The organism is Pseudomonas sp. NFX1 (assembly GCF_051123555.1).
GTDB classification, from domain to species: Bacteria; Pseudomonadota; Gammaproteobacteria; order Pseudomonadales; family Pseudomonadaceae; genus Aquipseudomonas; species Aquipseudomonas capeferrum.
Genome location: NZ_CP169366.1, coordinates 4284974 through 4303749 on the forward strand (window position 1 = coordinate 4284974; position 18776 = coordinate 4303749).

At 62.1% G+C, this 18776-nt stretch carries 17 protein-coding genes and 2 pseudogenes; 5 read left to right on the forward strand and 14 right to left on the reverse strand.

Going from position 1 to position 18776, the window contains the following annotated elements:
* Positions 1–35: 35 nt before the first annotated feature.
* Positions 36–776 (forward strand): RHS repeat-associated core domain-containing protein, encoded by a 741-nt coding sequence (locus DJ563_RS19320; protein ID WP_434518188.1) that lies wholly within the window; start codon positions 36–38, stop codon positions 774–776.
* A gap of 38 nt (positions 777–814) precedes the next feature.
* Here the strand turns inward: DJ563_RS19320 and DJ563_RS19325 are convergent, their stop codons facing one another.
* From DJ563_RS19325 to DJ563_RS19335, 3 genes are all read right to left on the reverse strand, one after another.
* Positions 815–1390, reverse strand: coding sequence for a DUF2780 domain-containing protein (locus tag DJ563_RS19325; protein WP_434518189.1), 576 nt, complete (start codon positions 1388–1390; stop codon positions 815–817).
* Between the two features lie 152 nt (positions 1391–1542).
* Entirely contained in the window at positions 1543–1815 is a 273-nt protein-coding gene (locus DJ563_RS19330; protein ID WP_434518190.1) for a DUF3077 domain-containing protein, read from the reverse strand.
* 16 nt (positions 1816–1831) lie between these two features.
* On the reverse strand, positions 1832–2080 hold the full coding sequence (locus DJ563_RS19335; RefSeq protein ID WP_434518191.1) for a hypothetical protein: 249 nt from the start codon (positions 2078–2080) through the stop codon (positions 1832–1834).
* A gap of 418 nt (positions 2081–2498) precedes the next feature.
* Here DJ563_RS19335 and DJ563_RS19340 point away from each other — a divergent pair, with 418 nt between their 5' ends.
* Positions 2499–3389, forward strand: coding sequence for an RHS repeat-associated core domain-containing protein (locus DJ563_RS19340; RefSeq protein ID WP_274121912.1), 891 nt, complete (start codon positions 2499–2501; stop codon positions 3387–3389).
* A gap of 256 nt (positions 3390–3645) precedes the next feature.
* Here DJ563_RS19340 and fdhA read toward each other — a convergent pair whose 3' ends face one another.
* The 7 genes from fdhA to DJ563_RS19375 form a co-directional block, all read right to left on the reverse strand.
* Positions 3646–4845, reverse strand: a complete 1200-nt coding sequence (fdhA, locus tag DJ563_RS19345; RefSeq protein ID WP_033703138.1) for a formaldehyde dehydrogenase, glutathione-independent — start codon at positions 4843–4845, stop codon at positions 3646–3648.
* 273 nt (positions 4846–5118) lie between these two features.
* A complete protein-coding gene (purU, locus tag DJ563_RS19350) occupies positions 5119–5976 on the reverse strand; it encodes a formyltetrahydrofolate deformylase (protein WP_186658525.1) in 858 nt (285 codons plus the stop codon).
* A gap of 10 nt (positions 5977–5986) precedes the next feature.
* Positions 5987–6619: a sarcosine oxidase subunit gamma gene (locus DJ563_RS19355; RefSeq protein ID WP_274100463.1), complete on the reverse strand. Its 633-nt coding sequence runs from the start codon at positions 6617–6619 to the stop codon at positions 5987–5989.
* Between the two features lie 183 nt (positions 6620–6802).
* The gene (locus DJ563_RS19360; RefSeq protein ID WP_033703143.1) at positions 6803–9820 is read right to left on the reverse strand and encodes a sarcosine oxidase subunit alpha; all 3018 of its coding nucleotides are present in this window, start codon (positions 9818–9820) and stop codon (positions 6803–6805) included.
* Positions 9817–10152, reverse strand: a complete 336-nt coding sequence (locus DJ563_RS19365; protein ID WP_027594307.1) for a sarcosine oxidase subunit delta — start codon at positions 10150–10152, stop codon at positions 9817–9819. The genes DJ563_RS19360 and DJ563_RS19365 overlap by 4 nt, the downstream gene beginning before the upstream one ends.
* A 14-nt stretch (positions 10153–10166) precedes the next feature.
* Positions 10167–11417: a sarcosine oxidase subunit beta family protein gene (locus tag DJ563_RS19370; RefSeq protein ID WP_008089646.1), complete on the reverse strand. Its 1251-nt coding sequence runs from the start codon at positions 11415–11417 to the stop codon at positions 10167–10169.
* 15 nt (positions 11418–11432) lie between these two features.
* On the reverse strand, positions 11433–12686 hold the full coding sequence (locus DJ563_RS19375; protein WP_047582966.1) for a serine hydroxymethyltransferase: 1254 nt from the start codon (positions 12684–12686) through the stop codon (positions 11433–11435).
* 284 nt (positions 12687–12970) lie between these two features.
* Here DJ563_RS19375 and DJ563_RS19380 point away from each other — a divergent pair, with 284 nt between their 5' ends.
* Positions 12971–14011, forward strand: coding sequence for a low specificity L-threonine aldolase (locus DJ563_RS19380; RefSeq protein ID WP_434518192.1), 1041 nt, complete (start codon positions 12971–12973; stop codon positions 14009–14011).
* An 83-nt stretch (positions 14012–14094) separates the two neighbouring features.
* Here the strand turns inward: DJ563_RS19380 and DJ563_RS19385 are convergent, their stop codons facing one another.
* The 4 genes and pseudogenes from DJ563_RS19385 to DJ563_RS19400 all read right to left on the reverse strand — a co-directional run bounded on the left by DJ563_RS19385 (position 14095) and on the right by DJ563_RS19400 (position 16683).
* Positions 14095–14832: a methyl-accepting chemotaxis protein gene (locus tag DJ563_RS19385; protein ID WP_434519735.1), complete on the reverse strand. Its 738-nt coding sequence runs from the start codon at positions 14830–14832 to the stop codon at positions 14095–14097.
* 126 nt (positions 14833–14958) lie between these two features.
* Positions 14959–16032: pseudogene (locus tag DJ563_RS19390) on the reverse strand (HAMP domain-containing protein); the annotation flags it as partial.
* 121 nt (positions 16033–16153) lie between these two features.
* A complete protein-coding gene (locus tag DJ563_RS19395; RefSeq protein WP_033703147.1) occupies positions 16154–16456 on the reverse strand; it encodes a cell division protein ZapA in 303 nt (100 codons plus the stop codon).
* The gene (locus tag DJ563_RS19400; RefSeq protein ID WP_033703149.1) at positions 16453–16683 is read right to left on the reverse strand and encodes a hypothetical protein; all 231 of its coding nucleotides are present in this window, start codon (positions 16681–16683) and stop codon (positions 16453–16455) included. Before DJ563_RS19400 ends, DJ563_RS19395 begins: the two co-directional genes overlap by 4 nt.
* Before the next feature lie 285 nt (positions 16684–16968).
* Between DJ563_RS19400 and DJ563_RS19405 the strand changes: the two are divergent.
* Positions 16969–17724: pseudogene (locus DJ563_RS19405) on the forward strand (MCP four helix bundle domain-containing protein); the annotation flags it as partial.
* Entirely contained in the window at positions 17716–18579 is an 864-nt protein-coding gene (locus tag DJ563_RS19410; protein ID WP_434519736.1) for a methyl-accepting chemotaxis protein, read from the forward strand. The pseudogene DJ563_RS19405 and the gene DJ563_RS19410, both read left to right, overlap by 9 nt.
* Positions 18580–18776 lie beyond the last annotated feature (197 nt).

Here is an 18776-nt window from a genome sequence, read left to right on the forward strand (position 1 = left end):
CTATTAGCACCTCAGGAGTGCCAAAGGCCACGAGCATGAATACCGCCGCCTCGGATACCCGCGCCTACACCGTCTATGGATGGACGAACTGCGATCTCACGGAGGTGCTGCTGGGCTTCAACGGAGAGTACATCGATCCTCTTACTCACCATTACCTTTTGGGCAAGGGCCACCGTGCATTTTCTCCCCGGTTGATGCGGTTCCACTCACCGGACGTGCTTAGTCCCTTTGATAACGGCGGTCTTAATGCCTATGCCTATTGCGCAGGGGACCCAGCGAATCTTGTAGACCCTACAGGGGGGGCACCGATGCCATACAGGTTTCCGGGCATACACTCCGTCCCACCTCGTCAGCGTCCTCCGCTAACCGCAAAGATCACGGCTGGCCATAGACGACCCGCGCCAGGCATGGCTGAAAGAAGGCCGCCTGATTACACCTGGGCTACAGCAAAAAAAATTCAACTAGATGAGCTCCCTCCTCCCTACAGCAAGACACCTACGGAAAATCAGCGCACATTGAATCTGAACCTAGGACATCGTGATACGACTACGCCGCTCAGCACAGCTGAGGTCAAAGAACTTCGCCTCAAGCTTACGAAACAGGCGATGGTTGCTGATGAAGCACAGGCCGCTGGTCCGCGTGGTAATGATTACGCTGCATTCGGTGAAACTCTCGTAGCCGTTGAGGCTGTTATCAACCACGTGGAGTTGAGCCGAGTCGCACTAAACCATCGGCTGCACAATACAGCCTCACAGCTCCGATCCATCAGACGCTAAACGTTTAGGCTACATGAGGGCCACTCGGCGCCTTCTACTCATACCGACGGCTGGGCCAGGGGGGTTGGGTTAGTCCACAGGCTACCCAGATTCTGCAGCAGCGACCCGGCAATCCCCTGCTGCCCCAGGTACTGCAGAATCAACGGCGCAAACTGCCCGATCATGCCGGTATCCATCCCCAGCGCCTTGAACGCACTGTCCAGGTCGCTGCGGTTCTCGACGTTGTTACCCAACGCATTGCTCAGCGCCGAATGGCTTTCGCTGTTCTTGCCCAGCATTTCACCCAGCCCACTCAACCCGCCCAGCGCATTGGCGCCCGACAGCAGGTCAAGCCCAGGCACCGCTTTGGTCAATTGGCCGTAATCGTCCGCGCTGAGGTTATTGCGCGCCAGCCCCAGCATCGCCCCTGCCCCGCCCACGGCTTGCTCCGGGGTGATGTTCAGTTCGCTGCCCAAGGTGTTGAGCAAGTTGGCCTGGGCCTCGGGCGCCTGCACTTGGCCCTGCTGTTTCTGGCTCTGCATGGCCGACACGGCGTTGGCGGCGTCGCTGAGGTTGAAGGCGAACACCGGGCTTGCAGCCAGGGTCATCAGGGTTGCCAGGGTGAGAGCTTTCATCGGGAGGGACCTCGTAGGCCGGGATGGCCTGGGAAACGAGGCATTCGACTAAGCGATTGGAGGTTTGTTCCGGGCCGCAGATCGGGATGCTGTGGGAGCGGGCTTGCCCCGCGAAGGGCCGCACAGCGGCCCCCGCTAACAGACTGGCCCAGTCAGTGCCTTTTGTTCCGAGCAAGCTCGATGTCATCCATGATCGCCTTGGCAAACGCACTCAGGTAATCGGCAGCACCGAGCAGTTTATGGTCATCCTCCATATCCCCTTCGCGCACCAAATGCTTGATGTACCCCAGCAGTACCGAAACCTGCTCATAGGCATGCTCGAACGGCACACGAGGCATCACCCGGAACAGATGGCTGGGCTGTTCGCCAGCCTCGCAGAAGGTCTTGGCGCCAACCGTTACGTTTGCTTGTCTATCGTCGCTCATCGCCCTACACCCTCCTTCACATACGCGCCAGCGCGTGCTCGATCAACGCGTGTGCGGTATCGGCGGAATGGACCACATTGGCAAGCATGTGCAGGCCCGGCTCACCGGTATGGATGCGGCGGTACTCGTCGACGGTTTCCGAGATACCCAGCAGCATCTCGCTGGCGACAGACAAGGCGTCGAGCGGAATCAAATCGGGGTGGATTGAGGAATAGAGGGTGTTGAACAGTTTAAGGCGGGGTGGATCGGGGACGATTTTGTTCATGATTCAACTCGATAGTGATGGGAACGCCACCAACCTCGTTTCCACACGAATGGAGGCAGCTGAACGCGGGGTGGAAAACCGGTCATCGAGCAACCCGGTAGGCCAAACGGCCTCCCGCGCACAGCCGCCATAACGGCATGTCGATCGATGACTACCAGGGTTTCCACACCCCCATCGCTGAACCTTTCAGCGACCCAACGAAGCCTACGGACCGGGGTTCACAGGGGCAATCAGACGCGATTCGACAGACTGCGTAGGGTATTTCCTGCTGATTCAGGGAGTAAGTAGGAAGTGACCCATAGCCGCGTAGGCAATTTCCGCATACCTATCATTTTTGCCAGTAGCCGTCCGTGCCACTCTTGACCAATATTCCGTTGTCGAATCGATCATCAGTAGTGAGCGCCAAAAGGGAAGCCTCATGAATACTCAGGCGAACATCACTAAATTTTTCTATCAAAACGGCAAGCTCGTAACCCTGAACGTGCGCGAACAGTGCAGCACGGTTCTGCGTAACCGGAGTCAGCCGCTTGCAGTAATAAAAGGTGCTGATAACACGGGTCATGCAGACCTGCTGGTTACCGACGAGAAAAATACTGTATTCCATATCGTAAATACTGCCGGTGATGCCCCTCTCTCCTATCTACCCTACGGGTACACGTCACCCCTATCTTCACTACTCCCGCTCGTTGGTTTCAATGGCGAGCCGCTTGAAGTGCTCACGAAAAGCTATCCTCTGGGTAACGGTTATCGCATCTACAACCCTATCCTGATGCGCTTCTATGCGCCTGACGAACTCAGCCCCTTCGCTGCCGGGGGTTTAAACCCTTATATGTATTGTCAAGGTGACCCTGTAGGGAAAATTGATCCTTCTGGCCAGGTACCTATTGTTCTCAAACCGTTCAACAGTTTCTATAAAGGCATCAAAAATCTGTTCTTTGGGCGCGTTCCCAAATCGAAGCGTCCTCAGCCTACACCGCAGCAGTCACGAAAAAAATCGCTAACGGAAACAGCAAGAGATCAGCAGGGAAACTCGACAAATCCGTTAATACAAAATATAGCTCGCAACGAACGACGACAGCTGTTAGAACAGCAAGCAAGCGACCTCAATGACTTTAAAAATTACGATCTTAAATCCGTTCCCGCTGAGATATTCGAAAGCAGACTTAATATCTTCAATCGTCGAAAAGACCGGATCAAAGACTTGACGACAAAGTACGGGCTCGAACCCGTACGACGTCCTCCTTTGAATTCATACACTGACCGCTTATCGCCCACCCCGACGGCACGTGACATCCGTCATCAATGGTAATGAGTGCCGCCAACAAGTACCTGTTTAATCACACCTGCAACTGTTCTAAACGGCTGCCCTCATCAGAGCAACAGGTTAACCGGATTGATACGCGATTCAGACCGCCAGCAGCCCGTCCAGGACGGTAGCAAGACGCCTCGAGCGTGAACTGAGACAGGGGCGGCATTAGGCCGAGCGTTAGATAACGTATGCGCTAAAAAAGAAAGGGCCGCAAAGCGGCCCCCGATTACCTTGCCTAAGAAGGCTGAGTGGAGACTCAGGCCGCACTAAACGTCTTGTGCGGATCAATCACAAACTTCTTCGGCACACCCGCATCAAACTCGCCATACCCTTCCGGCGCCTGATCCAGGCTGATCACCTGCACGCCCACCACTTCAGCAATGTTGATGCGGTCCCACATGATCGCCTGCATCAGCTGGCGGTTGTACTTCATGGTCGGGGTCTGGCCGGTGTGGAAGCTGTGCGATTTCGCCCAGCCCAGGCCAAAGCGGATGCTCAGCGCGCCGATCTTGGCGGCGGCATCTACCGCGCCCGGGTCTTCGGTCACGTACAGCCCTGGGATACCGATGTTGCCGGCAACGCGGGTCACTTGCATCAGCGAGTTCAGCACAGTAGCCGGAGCTTCGTGCTTGGCACCTTCGTGGCCATGGCCGCGTGCCTCGAAGCCGACGGCGTCAACGGCGCAGTCCACTTCCGGCTCACCGAGGATGTCGACGATCTGCTCGTGCAGCGGGGTGTCCTTGGACAGGTCGACCACTTCGAAGCCCTGGGACTTGGCGTGTGCCAGGCGCAATGGGTTGAGGTCGCCGACGATGACGCAGGCAGCGCCCAGCAGGCGGGCCGAGGCAGCAGCAGCCAGGCCGACCGGGCCGGCACCGGCAACGTAAACGGTGCTGCCTGGGCCAACGCCGGCCGTCACGGCACCGTGGTAGCCAGTCGGCAGAATGTCAGAGAGGCAGGTCAGGTCACGGATCTTTTCCATGGCCTTGTCGCGATCCGGCAGTTTCAGCAGGTTGAAGTCAGCGTACGGCACCAGCACGTATTCAGCCTGCCCGCCGGTCCAGTCGCCCATGTCGACATAGCCGTAGGCGCCACCGGCGCGGGCCGGGTTGACGGTGAGGCAGACGCCGGTGTGCATCTCTTTGCACGAGCGGCAGCGGCCGCAGGCGACGTTGAACGGTACCGACACCAGGTCGCCCTTTTTCAGGCGTTCGACGTCACGGCCCAGCTCGACGATTTCACCGGTAATTTCGTGGCCCAGGACCAGGCCGACCTGGGCAGTGGTACGGCCGCGGACCATGTGCTGGTCGGAGCCGCAGATGTTGGTGGAGACCACCTTGAGGATCACCCCGTGCTCGATCTTCTTGCCACGCGGGTCCTGCATTTTCGGGTAGTCGATATTGCGTACTTCGACCTTGCCGGCGCCGAGATATACCACTCCACGATTGCCAGACATGCTCTTACCTCGCTTGGTTTTTATTTATGCAGCGTTGGTTGAAGCGCCGCCATCCATGGGCGGCATGTGTTACTGGAATGAGGGGAATTGTGGGCCTGATAGGGCGAGATGCACTGACTGAAAACGACAGGGGGATGCCTTTTTACGGCAGACCAAAAGCTGGGGCCGCTTTGCGGCCCTATCGCGACACAAGGCCGCTCCTACAGGGGAACGCGATCGCCTGTAGGAGCGGCCTTGTGTCGCGTTAGGGCTGCGCAGCAGCCCCAGCATTGTTCAGAGAACGACCGTCCTGTTGGCGTTCAGGAACACCCGCCGTTCAATGTGATACCCCACCGCCCGCGCCAGCGTCAGGCATTCGATATCCCGCCCCTTGGCAATCAGGTCCTCGGGGTAATGGCTGTGGTCCACCACTTCAACGCCCTGGGCAATGATCGGCCCTTCGTCGAGGTCGTTGTTGATGTAGTGCGCTGTGGCGCCGACCATCTTCACGCCTTTGTTGTACGCCTGGTGGTAAGGCTTGGCGCCCTTGAACCCTGGCAACAGCGAGTGGTGAATATTGATCGCCCAGCCATCCAGGCGTCGGCACAGCTCGGGCGACAGCACCTGCATGTAGCGGGCAAGGATGACCAGCTCAGCGCCAGACTCCTCGATCACCTGCAACACCTTGCGCTCTTGCCCAGCCTTGTCGTTGGGGTCGAGTGCAAAGTGGTAATAGGGGATCTTGTGCCAGTGCGCCAATGGCTCCAGGTCGGGGTGGTTGGACACCACCGCGACCACGTCCATGCTCAGTTGACCAATGCGCTGGCGATACAGCAAGTCGTTCAGGCAGTGGTCGGCCTTGGACACCATGATCACCACCTTGGGGCGGTGGTTGGGCGCGGTCAGCTCGAAGGCCATGCCGAACGCTTCACTGCGCTCGGCGAGGCCGGCACGAAAGCCGACCTCGTCAAAATCGTCCGGCTGGCGGAATTCGACGCGAATGAAGAAGCGCCCCGACTGCCGGTCATCGAAGGAGTGGTGCTCCGTCACGTAGCAGCGCTGCTCGAAGAGGTAACGCGTCACCACGTCGACGGTACCGAGCATGCTCGGGCAGTCGGCGGTGAGAATCCAGGTATCCGGTGCCCGACTCATGTCTTTCTCCTTAGGCTTCGATGCTCAGGCCGTATTCGGCCGAAGCGTCCTGCAGCCACAGCCACCAGTAATCGGCGAAGCTGCGGCGAATCACCAGTTCCCAGGTGTCTTCGGCGGTGCGGCGGATCACCAGTTGCGACTTGGCGAATACGGTGCCGACAGCCTTGCCCACCGGGAAGTTGTTCGGGTGCACATCATAGCTGGTGGACTTCATCAGCACTTCGCGCACATTCGGGCCGCGCAGTTCCAGCAGGCTCTGCCCGCCGCTGACGTTGACCACCTGGATGTGCAGGCCTTCGAGGGCCGCGCGCAGTGTTTGCTCGACGGCGAACTCCTGGCCGCCCGGGACGATCAGCAGCCACTCGTCGGGACCCATCCACTGCAGCGACATCTCGTTGTTGGCGACCACGGTCAGGGCCACCGGCAGCTCCAGGCCCAGGGCCTTGTGCACGCCTGCCGCAAAGGCCGGGTCATGGCCGTCGCCGCGCAGGGTCAGGTGGCCGAGGAATTTCTTTTCACGCAGGGTCACACCTGCGTTCTTGCGGCCCTTGCCAACCAGGCTGGCCAGGTCGGCGTGGTGCAGCGGCGACTGGGCCTTGGCTTCGGCGCCGGGGTTTTGCTGGAAGACGTTGATAGCGCTCATTTCTTACCTGCCTTGAATTCTGTTGTCCGTAAGACCAGAGGTCAGATGCAATGCCCGAATGCTAATGGGGGCCCAGTGGGAGCGGGCTTGTCCCGCGAAGAGGGCGGTGAGGCCCCCAGCGCATTCGCGGGGCAAGCCCGCTCCCACAAGGTTTGCATTCCAATTCAGATCTACCGGTGGGCCTTAAACGTTCTGCCGCTCACCCTTCGGATCGAAGAACACCGAAGACACGATTTCCGCCTCGATCACGCTGCCGTCGGCCTGCGGCGAGAACACGCGCTCGCCCATGCGCTTGAGGCCGCCCTTGACCACACCCATGGCGAACGAATAGCCCAGGGAGTTGGCTGCGTAGCTGGAAGTAACGTGGCCGACCATGTCCATCGGGATCGGTTGCTTGGGGTCGAACACCAGCTGAGCACCTTCCGGCAGCCACTGGGTCGGGTCCACAGGCTTGAGGCCGACCAGCTGCTTGCGGTTGTCGCGCAGGCAGTCTTCGCGGTTCATGCCACGCAGGCCGATCCACGAGAACGGCTTGTTGCGGCCCACGCACCAGCTCATGTTGAGGTCGTCCGGGTTCATCGAGCCATCCGTGTCCTGGCCAACGATGATGAAGCCCTTTTCGGCACGCAGTACGTGCATGGTCTCGGTGCCATACGGGGTCAGGTTGTATTGCTTGCCGGCCTCGATGATCTTTTCCAGTACGCCCATGGCGTAGTTGGCCTGCACGTTGACTTCGTACGACAGCTCGCCGGTGAACGAGATACGGAACACCCGGGCCGGTACGCCGCCGACAGTGCCTTCCTTCCAGGTCATGAACGGGAAGGCGTCCTTGTCCAGGTCGATGTCGTCGGTCAGCGCGCTCAGCAGCTTGCGGCTGTTGGGGCCGGACAGGGTCATGGTCGCCCAGTGGTCGGTGACCGAGGTGAAGTACACCTTCATCTCTGGCCATTCGGTCTGGTGGTACAGCTCCAGCCACTGCAGCACACGGGCGGCGCCGCCGGTGGTGGTGGTCATGTAGAAGTGGTTGTCGCCGACGCAGGCGGTGACGCCGTCGTCGAAGACCATACCGTCTTCCTTGCACATCAGGCCGTAACGGGCCTTGCCCACGTCGAGCTTGGTCCAGGCGTTGCTGTAGATGCGGTTGAGGAACTCGCGTGCATCCGGGCCCTGGATGTCGATCTTGCCCAGGGTCGAGGCGTCGAGCAGGCCCACGCTGTCGCGCACGGCCTTGCACTCGCGGGCCACGGCGGCATGGATGTCTTCACCGGCTTTGGGGAAGTACCACGGGCGCTTCCACTGGCCGACGTCCTCGAACTCGGCGCCGTTCTTCACGTGCCAGCCATGCAGGGCGGTGAAGCGCACAGGCTCGAACAGGTGGCCACAGTGCCGGCCCGCTACCGCACCGAAGGTCACCGGCGTGTAGTTGGGGCGGAACATGGTGGTGCCCATTTCCGGAATGGTGATGCCGATCGAACGGGCGGCGATGGCCAGGCCGTTGATGTTGCCCAGTTTGCCCTGGTCGGTGCCGAAGCCCAGCGCGGTGTAGCGCTTGACGTGCTCGACCGACTCGAAGCCTTCGCGGGTGGCCAGTTCGATACCGGCGGCAGTCACGTCGTTCTGCTGGTCGACGAACTGCTTCGGCCCCTTGGTGCCCTTGTCGTGCGGCACCTGGAACAGCGCCACGGTGGCCTCTTCCTTGCGTGCCACGGTTTTCGGCAGGGTGCCGGCAGTGGCCTTGAAGCCAGCTTCGGTGGCTGCGCGCACGCCGCCTTCGAAGCCGTCGGCAATCACGTCACCGAGGGCGTAGATGCCGTGAATACCACCGACGCAAACACGTTTCTGCGGTGCATCACCCGGCACGAAGCCGAGGATGTCTTCACGCCAAACCGGGCGACCGCCCAGGTGCGAAGCCAGGTGGACGATCGGGCTGTAGCCGCCGGAGGTAGCGATCAGGTCGCACTCAAGGGTTTCGCCAGGGCTGGTGACTTTATGTGCCTGCACGTCGATGGCGGCCACGCGGGCGCCGGTCACGTGCTTGCTGCCCTTGGCCTCGACCACGGCGCTGGAGGTGAGGATGCGGATGCCTTTCGCACGTGCTTCCTCGACCAGCGAACCGCGCGGGTTGTGGCGGGCGTCGGCGATGGCGACCACCTGCAGGCCAGCGTCGTGCCAGTCCAGCGCGGCGCGGTAGGCGTGGTCGTTGTTGGTCGACAGCACCAGCTTGCGGCCCGGGGCCACGCCGTAGCGGCGCACATAGGTAGAGACTGCACCGGCCAGCATGTTGCCCGGCACGTCGTTGTTGCCGTACACCAGCGGGCGCTCGTGGGCGCCAGCGGCCAGTACCACACGGCCGGCACGCACACGGTGCACGCGGTGACGCACCTGGCCGATCGGGGCGCGGTCACCGAGGTGGTCGGTGAGGCGCTCGTGGATGGTCAGGAAGTTGTGGTCGTGGTAGCCGTTGACCGTGGCGCGTGGCAGCAGGGTCACTTCCGGCAGGCTTTCCAGCTCTTTGACGATGCTGCTCACCCACTCGGCAGCAGGCTTGCCGTCGAGGGTCTCGCGGCTGTCGAGCAGGCTGCCACCGAACTCTTCCTGTTCGTCCGCGAGGATCACCCGCGCACCGCTGCGGGCAGCGGCCAGGGCGGCGGCCAGGCCAGCAGGGCCGGCACCGACGATCAGCACGTCGCAGTGCTGGTTCATGTAGTCGTAGCTGTCCGGGTCGTTCTGCAGCGGCGCACGGCCAAGGCCTGCCGCCTTGCGGATGTACTTCTCGTACGTCATCCAGAACGATTTCGGGTACATGAAGGTTTTGTAGTAGAAGCCCGGCGGCATCATGCTGCCGCCGACCTTGCCGAGGATGCCCATGACGTCGTTGTTGACGTTCGGCCAGCCGTTGGTGCTGGTGGCGACCAGGCCGGCGTACAGCGCCTGCTGGGTGGCACGCACGTTAGGGATCTGGGTGGCTTCGCTGGAGCCGATCTGCAGGATGGCGTTCGGCTCTTCGGTACCGGCGGCGATGATGCCGCGCGGGCGCGAGTACTTGAAGCTGCGGCCGACGATGTCGACGCCGTTGGCCAGCAGCGCGGCGGCCAGGCTGTCACCGGCATAACCCTGGTAGGTCTTGCCGTTGAAGGTGAAGTTCAGGACCTTGCTGCGGTCGATACGGCCGCCGCTGGCGAGGCGATAGGTCTGGCTCATACTTTTTCCCCTTGGCCTTTGACGGTCGACGGTGCGCTGTTCTGCTTGCCGTTGGCGGTCACCTGCGGCTTCTCGCCAATCTTGTAGGTTTCCAGAATCTCGTAGGTCACGGTGTCGCGGGTGACGTTGAAGTACTGACGGCAGCCGGCAACGTGGTCCCACAGTTCATGGTGGATACCGCGCGGGTTGTCGCGGAAGAACATGTAGGTGCCCCACTCTTCGTCGGAGCAGGCGGCAGGGTCCAGCGGGCGGGCGATGTGCGCCTGGCCAGAGGCATGGAACTCTTCTTCGGAGCGCAGCTCGCCGCAGTGGGGACAGAAAATATGCAACATGACGGTGTCTCCGGTTAGTGGGCGACGGCGGCGGCGCCGTGTTCGTCGATCAGTGCGCCGTTGTAGAAACGGTCCATGGAGAACGGCGCAGCCAGCGGGTGCATCTCGCCTTTGGCCAGGCTTGCGGCAAAGACGTTGCCCGAACCCGGGGTCGCCTTGAAGCCGCCGGTGCCCCAGCCGCAGTTGAAGAACATGTTCTTGACCGGGGTCTTGGAGATGATCGGGCAGGCGTCCGGCGAGGTGTCGACGATGCCGCCCCACTGGCGGTTCATGCGTACGCGCGAGAGGTTGGGGAACATCTCGACGATCGCCTGCAGGGTGTGCTCGATCACCGGGTACGAACCGCGCTGGCCGTAGCCGACCCAGCCGTCGATACCGGCGCCGATCACCAGGTCGCCCTTGTCGGACTGGCTGATGTAGCCGTGCACCGCGTTGGACATGATCACACTGTCGATAATCGGTTTGATCGGCTCGGACACCAGTGCTTGCAGCGGGTGCGATTCCAGCGGCAGGCGGAAGCCGGCCAGCTTGGCCATGTGCCCGGAGTTACCGGCAGTGACCACGCCGACGCGCTTGGCGCCGATGAAGCCTTTGTTGGTTTCCACGCCGATGACCGCGCCGTTTTCCTTGCGGAAACCGATCACTTCGGTCTGCTGGATCAGGTCGACGCCCAGGGCGTCGGCGGCACGGGCATAACCCCAGGCCACGGCATCGTGACGGGCGACGCCACCACGGCGCTGAACGGTAGCGCCGAGGATCGGGTAGCGGGTGTTCTTGGAGCAGTCCAGGTACGGGATTTCGGCTGCGACCTGGGCGGTGTTCAGCAGTTCGCCATCGACGCCATTGAGGCGGTTGGCGCTGACGCGGCGCTCGGAGTCACGAATGTCCTGCAGGGTGTGGCACAGGTTGTAGACGCCGCGCTGAGAGAACATCACGTTGTAGTTGATGTCCTGGGACAGGCCTTCCCACAGTTTCATGGCGTGCTCGTACAGCTGCGCCGACTCGTCCCACAGGTAGTTGGACCGCACGATGGTGGTGTTACGGGCGGTGTTGCCGCCGCCCAGGTAACCTTTCTCGATCACCGCGACGTTGGTGATGCCGTGTTCCTTGGCCAGGTAGTAGGCCGTGGCCAGGCCATGGCCGCCACCGCCGACGATGACCACGTCGTAGACCTTTTTAGGGGTCGGCGTGCGCCACATGCGCTGCCAGTTTTCGTGGTGGCTGAGGGAGTGCTTGAAGAGGCCGAAGCCCGAGTAGCGTTGCATGGTCGTTTACTCCACTCAGCGGTAAACAGGGAAGTCTGCGCACAGGGCGGCGACGTTCTTCGCCACATCGGCTTCAACGTCGGCATCACCGAGGTTGTCGAGGATGTCGCAGATCCAGCCAGCCAGGGCCACACACTGGGCGACTTTGAAGCCGCGGGTGGTGACAGCCGGGGTGCCGATGCGCAGGCCCGAGGTGACGAACGGTGACTGTGGGTCGTTGGGCACGGCGTTCTTGTTGACGGTGATGTGCGCGCGGCCCAGGGCGGCATCGGCATCTTTACCGGTGAGGCCCTGGCGGATCAGGCTGACCAGGAACAGGTGGTTGTCGGTACCGCCGGACACCACGTCGTAGCCGCGGTCGATGAACACCTGGGCCATGGCTTGGGCGTTTTCGATGACCTGCTGCTGGTAGCGCTTGAACTCAGGCTCCAGCGCTTCCTTGAAGCACACGGCCTTGGCGGCGATGACGTGCATCAGTGGGCCACCCTGGGCGCCTGGGAATACAGCAGCGTTGAGCTTTTTCTCGATCGCTTCGTTGGACTTGGCCAGGATCAGGCCGCCACGCGGACCGCGCAGGGTCTTGTGGGTGGTGGTGGTGACCACGTCGGCGTACGGCAGCGGGTTGGGGTACAGGCCAGCGGCAACCAGGCCGGCGACGTGGGCCATGTCGACGAACAGCAGCGCACCGACCTTGTCGGCGATAGCGCGAAAGCGTGGGAAGTCGAGGGTCTTGGAGTAGGCCGAGAAGCCGGCAACGATCATTTTCGGCTTGTGCTCGACCGCCAGGCGCTCGACTTCGTCGTAGTCGATCAGGCCGGTGTCGGTGTTGATGCCGTACTGCACAGCGTTATAGAGCTTGCCCGAAGACGACACCTTGGCGCCGTGGGTCAGGTGGCCGCCGTGGGCCAGGCTCATGCCCAGGATGGTGTCACCGGCCTGCAGCAGGGCCAGGTAGACCGCGCCGTTGGCGGAAGAGCCGGAGTGCGGCTGAACGTTGGCGAAGTCGGCACCGAACAGCTGCTTGGCGCGCTCGATGGCCAGCGCCTCGACCTTGTCGACGTGCTCGCAGCCGCCGTAGTAGCGCTTGCCTGGGTAGCCTTCGGCGTATTTGTTGGTCAGGCCGCTGCCCTGGGCCTGCATGACGCGCTTGCTGGTGTAGTTCTCCGAGGCGATCAGCTCGATGTGATCTTCCTGGCGCTGTTCTTCGGCATTCATCGCCGCCAGCAGTGCGTCGTCGTAACCCTGGATCTGGTCTTGCTTGCTGAACATCTTGTTGTCTCCCGGCAGCGATCGTTTCTTGTCTGTAAGGCACTGTGGCCCTTTGTGGCGATGGTATGACTGGCCGGGGTGGGTCAGATGCCTGCGCACGCCTTGCAATGGCGCGTTTACGACATTGGCTTTGTGTTGCTGTTGCCGGCCTCTTCGCGGGGCAAGCCCGCTCCCACAATGAATGGCGCGTGCAGGACCATTGGCCTGACCTGGCACAGGTTGTATAGGCAACTGCTGAATCGATGGTTTAGAGTGCAGTTCTGCGTCGTTCACAGGACCGTGTCATGACAGATAAGAGCCAACAATTCGCCAGCGACAACTATTCCGGCATCTGCCCCGAAGCCTGGGCCGCCATGGCCAAGGCCAACACGGGCCACGACCGCGCCTACGGCGACGACCAGTGGACCGAGCGGGCCGCCCAGTACTTTCGCGAGCTGTTCGAAACCGACTGCGAAGTGTTCTTCGCCTTCAACGGCACTGCCGCCAACTCCCTGGCCCTGGCGTCGCTGTGCCAGAGCTACCACAGCGTGATCTGCTCTGAAACCGCCCACGTCGAGACCGACGAATGCGGTGCGCCAGAGTTTTTCTCCAACGGCTCCAAGCTGCTGACGGCGGCCAGCGTCAACGGCAAGCTGACCCCGCAATCGATTCGTGAGGTCGCCCTCAAGCGCCAGGATATCCACTACCCCAAGCCACGCGTGGTGACCATCACCCAGGCCACCGAAGTGGGCACCGTATACCGCCCCGATGAGCTCAAGGCGATCAGCGCCACCTGCAAGGAGCTGGGCCTGAACCTGCACATGGATGGCGCGCGCTTTACCAATGCCTGCGCGTTCCTCGGTTGCAGCCCGGCAGAGCTGACCTGGAAGGCCGGCGTCGATGTGCTGTGCTTTGGCGGCACCAAGAACGGCATGGCGGTGGGTGAGGCGATCCTCTTCTTCAATCGCGACCTGGCCGAGGACTTCGACTACCGCTGCAAGCAGGCCGGGCAACTGGCCTCGAAGATGCGCTTCTTGTCAGCGCCCTGGGTCGGGCTGCTGGAAGACGGCGCCTGGCTGCGCCATGGCAACCACGCCAACCACTGCGCACAGTTGCTGGCCTCGCTGGTGAGTGGCTTGCCGGGGGTTGAGCTGATGTTCCCGGTGGAGGCCAACGGGGTGTTCCTGCAGATGCCAGAGCCTGCGATCGAGGCGTTGCGCGGCAAGGGCTGGCGCTTCTACACCTTTATTGGTAGCGGCGGGGCGCGGTTCATGTGCTCGTGGGACACCGAAGAGGAACGGGTGCGTGAGCTGGCGGCGGATATCCGCAGCATCATCACCGCCTGACAGGCCGCATTCGCGGGGCAAGCCCGCTCCCACAGCGCTGTACTTTGGGAGCGGGCTTGCCCCGCGAAGAAGCCAACACCGATCTAGAGCCTGAACCCACCCATCTGCCGCGCCAGGTCATCGGCCAAACCACGCAAAGCCTGGCACTCCTCGCGGCACCCTTGCACCTCAGCCGCCGTCTCCCGCGCCAGGTCGGAAATCCCCTGCACCGTGCGGTTGATCTCCTCAGTTACCGCCGACTGCTCTTCAGTCGCTGTGGCCACCTGATGGTTCATGTCACTGATATGTTCCACCTGATCGGTAATCGCCCCCAGTGACGCCCCGGTGCGCTGGCTCGACTCCACGCCACTGCCGGTCGCCTGCTGCCCCGCCTGCATCGAGCTCACCGCCGAACCCGCGCCCTGCTTCAGGCGTTGGATCATCTGCTGCACCTCATCGGTAGACAGCTGCGTGCGCCGCGCCAGCGTTCGCACTTCGTCGGCCACCACGGCAAAACCACGTCCCATTTCCCCTGCCCGCGCCGCCTCGATGGCAGCGTTCAGCGCCAACAGGTTGGTTTGCTCGGAAATACTGCGGATCACCGCCAATACCTCATCGATCGAGGCGACTTCGTCGGCCAACTGCGCCACCGCATCCGCCGCTTTGCCGATGTCGCCCGACATGCCCTCGATGCCCTGGATCGAGCGCCGCACCACTTCACGCGCCTGCAACGCTTCATCGCGCGCCGATTGTGAAGCCTCGGCTGCCTGGCCGGCATTGCGGGCAATGTCCTGCACCGTCAGCCCCATTTCGTGCACGGCGGTGGCAACCATCTCGGTCATTTCCTGCTGCCGCCCGGAACGCTCGGCGGTGTTGTCCACCACTTGGGTCACCTGCTCGACAGCCCGATGCAGCCGTTCGGAAGTCTGCAACACCTCGCCAATCAGGCTGCGCTGGCTGTCGAGAAAACGATTGAAGCCCCGCGCCAGGTCACCCAGCTCGTCCTGGCGCGCATCATCCAGGCGATGGCTGAGGTCACCGGCGCCACTGCCGATCTGTACCAGCGCGGCAGTGACCCGTCGGATAGGCCGCACCAGCCCACGCGCCAGCAACACCACCAGCAGCAAGGACAGCAGCGCCACACCGCCACCGATCAACGTGGTCAGCCATACCGCCTGACGCATCTGCGCGTAGATCTCGGCCTCCGGCACCTCGGCGACCAAGGTCCAGTTCAGGTCGCGCAGTGGCAGGCCCAACGCCAGATAATCTTCGCCATCGCGCTGGAAGCGGCTGGTGCGCAGGCCCGGCTCACCACTCATCACCGCCTTCGCGGCGTGCGCATCGAGCTGCTCGACAAGCTGGCGCTTGCCGCTGAAAGCGTTGTCCGGGTGCACCTGGATCAGCCCATCGTTGCGCACCAGAAACACCTTGCCGTGCTCGCCAAAGCTGAAGTCATGGATCAGTTTCGACAGCTCGGCCATGCGCAGGCCCATGCCGGCGACGCCAACCAGCTTGCCGTCTTTTTCCACGCGATAGTCGATGAACAGCGCCAGCTCACCGGTGGCACCGTCGATGTCGATATTGATCAGACGCTCGGCGCCACTGTCGATGTAGCCGTAGAACCACTTGTCCTTGGGGTTGGCCCGGCTGAGGGTGCGGTCCAGGCCATTCTCGTTGTAGTAATGGCCGGTTTCGGTGGCGGCGAACAGCGTGGTGAAGGCCTTGTTGCGCTGCTTGGCAGCGTCCAAGTATTCGATGAAGCGCGGTGCTTGCGCAGGGTCTTCGCCCGCGGCAAGCCAATCGCGCAGCAGGGTGTTGCCGGCAATGTCGGCCGCAGCCACCAGCGGCTGGCCGAGCATGCGCTCGATATCGTTGCGGATGGCTTCGACACTGGCCGGCAGCGCCGTGTCGACCAGGTAGCGTTCGGTCAGGCGGTTGAACGCCACCGTGAAGATGATCACCACTACCAGGATGCTCGCCAGCAGGGCCGCGCCCATGCTTGCGATCAATTGCCACTGGATGCTTCGCCGCCAGATACGCATGCCCTTGCTCCCCGCCAATTATTGTTTTGCGGGAAGTGTATACACTTACGTATCCAGTTATTCCAGTGATCTGGGACATTGCTTGGGGACCTTGGGGCCGCTGTGCGGCCCTAGGTGCCCATCAGGACTCGGCAATAGTCCGAACGATCGCGTCCACCGTGGCGTCGATCTGCGCCTGGGTGCGCGCAAGCGTCTGCTGATGCTCCTTCTGCAGCTCAACCTGCTTGGAGCACAGGTTCAGGGCAGCCAGCACCAGCAGTTTGTCGCCGATCAAGGTCGGGTACGAACGCTTGGTCTCGGCCAAGGCGGTGTTGAGCATTCGCACCGCCTGCGCCAAGGTTTCTTCCTGGCCTTCAGGCGCCTTGATCGAATAGTCGCTGCCAAGGATCGACACGACATTGACCGGCTGCGCATTCAGGCTCATGCGTTGACGACACCCGCACTGGCGCGATCAACCAGCGCCTGGATGCGCGCGGCAGTGGCGCCGTTCTTTTCTTCCTGCTCCATCAGCGACAGCTGCAGGGTTTCGTTTTCTTCCTTGGCCTGGGCCAGTTGCTGGCCGAGGGTGGTGTTCTGCTCGGTGAGTTGAGCGTTTTTATGCATCAGGTCGCTGACCAGTTGCTCGATTTGATTCAGGGAGGCTTCAAGCATGGGGTCTATCTCAGGTTGTTGCAGAGGGCGCACACGATAAAGAAAAGTGTCGGCCCTCGCCATTAAATATCGGATTCTTAAGGTTTCTGCTGCGCAGATTGACAGGGTATCGGGCCGCTTGTTCCGACCTGGGTCAACCGCCGGTCAGGAAAAAGTTAGCGCGCTCACAAATTTCACCGGTCTCGCTCAAGACTGACCAGTCACGACCGATAGCCAGGCAAGTCATATTTCGTCGTGCTGTGTGCGACCCTCCCCTGCCTGGATCCCCCCATGTCCCTACGCAACATGAACATCGCCCCGCGCGCGCTGCTCGGCTTCGCGCTGATCGGCCTGCTGATGCTCGGCCTCGGCATTTTCTCGCTCATGCAGATGGGCAACATCCGCCAGGCGGGCGTCGCCATCGAGAGCATCAGCGTGCCCAGCATCAAGATTCTCGACGAACTTACCGCGCTGAACCTGCGCATGCGCACCCTCTCCTATCGGCTGCTGATCAACCGCGAGCCAGAGACCCAGCGCGACACCCTCAACCTGCTGGACCAACGCAACGCCCAGATCGACCGCGCCCGCCAGGCCTACCAGCCGATGATCGGCGCACCCGACGAGCAAGCGGCCTTCGACCAGTACAGCCAGTTGCTCAGTCAATACCGCCAGCTGGAGGCGCGCATGCGCAGCATGAGCCAGGCGGGCCGCACCGACGAGTTGCGCGACCTGCTCAACCGCGACCTGCTGGCCAACTCCGAGCAGATCAACAAGGTCATGGACACCCTGGTGCGCATCAACACCGACCAGACCCGTGCCACCAACGAAACCGCAGCCAGCCAGTATGCTGCCGCCTTCGCCCTGGTCATCGGCCTGTTGATCGCCGCCACCGTGCTGACACTGCTGTGCGCGTTCCTGCTGACCCGCAGCATCGTCAAGCCGATCGAAGAGGCGCTGCAATGCGCCGAGCAGGTGGCCGACGGTGACCTGACTCATGTCATCCGTGCCGAAGGCACCGACGAAGCCGCCCGCCTGCTGCGCGCCATGGCCCGCATGCAAGACAAGCTGCGCGACACCCTGCAATTGATTGCCGGCTCCGCCACCCAGCTGGCGTCTGCGGCGGAAGAGCTCAATAGCGTCACCGACGAGAGCGCCCGTGGCCTGCAGCAACAGAACAACGAAATTGAACAGGCCGCCACTGCGGTCACCGAGATGACCAGCGCCGTGGAAGAAGTGGCGCGCAACGCGGTGAGCACCTCGCAGGCCTCGGGTGAAGCCAGCCGTTCGGCGGGCGATGGGCGCGACCTGGTGCTGGAAACCGTCGGCGCCATCGAGCGTATGAGCGGCGATGTACAGGCCACTGCCACGCTGATCACCCACCTGGCCGAGCAATCGCGCGACATCGGCAAGGTGCTGGATGTGATCCGCGGCTTGGCCGACCAGACCAACCTGCTGGCGCTCAATGCCGCGATCGAAGCAGCCCGTGCCGGTGAGGCCGGCCGTGGCTTTGCCGTGGTCGCGGATGAAGTACGTGCATTGGCCCATCGCACCCAGCAGTCGACCAGCGAAATCGAGCGGATGATCGGTACTATCCAGGGCGGTACGGAGGAGGCGGTGGCGTCGATGCGCACCAGCACCGAACGCGCCGAATCGACCCTGAACATCGCCCGTGGCGCGGGCATGGCGCTGGATACCATTGCCGGCGCGGTGGCGCAGATCAACGAGCGTAACCTGGTGATCGCCAGTGCGGCGGAAGAACAGGCACAGGTGGCGCGGGAGGTGGACCGCAACCTGGTTAACATCAATGACCTGTCGGTGCAGAGTGCTACCGGGGCGCATCAGACCAGCGCGGCGAGTGCCGAGCTGTCGCGCTTGGCGGTGGACTTGAACGGCCTGGTGGCTCGCTTTCGCACCTGATCGTACTGGGGCCGCTTTGCGGCCCATTCGCACTTTCATGGCCTGCGGATAACCTGTGAGAGCAACTGCCTTGCTCAAAATTCTAAAACAGCCAGCCCCGTGGGAGCGGGCTTGTCCCGCGAACACGGGCGAAGCCCGTGCCATGCTCTGCGGTGCCTGCTTCGCGGGACAAGCCCACTCCCACAGGGATCATGCTA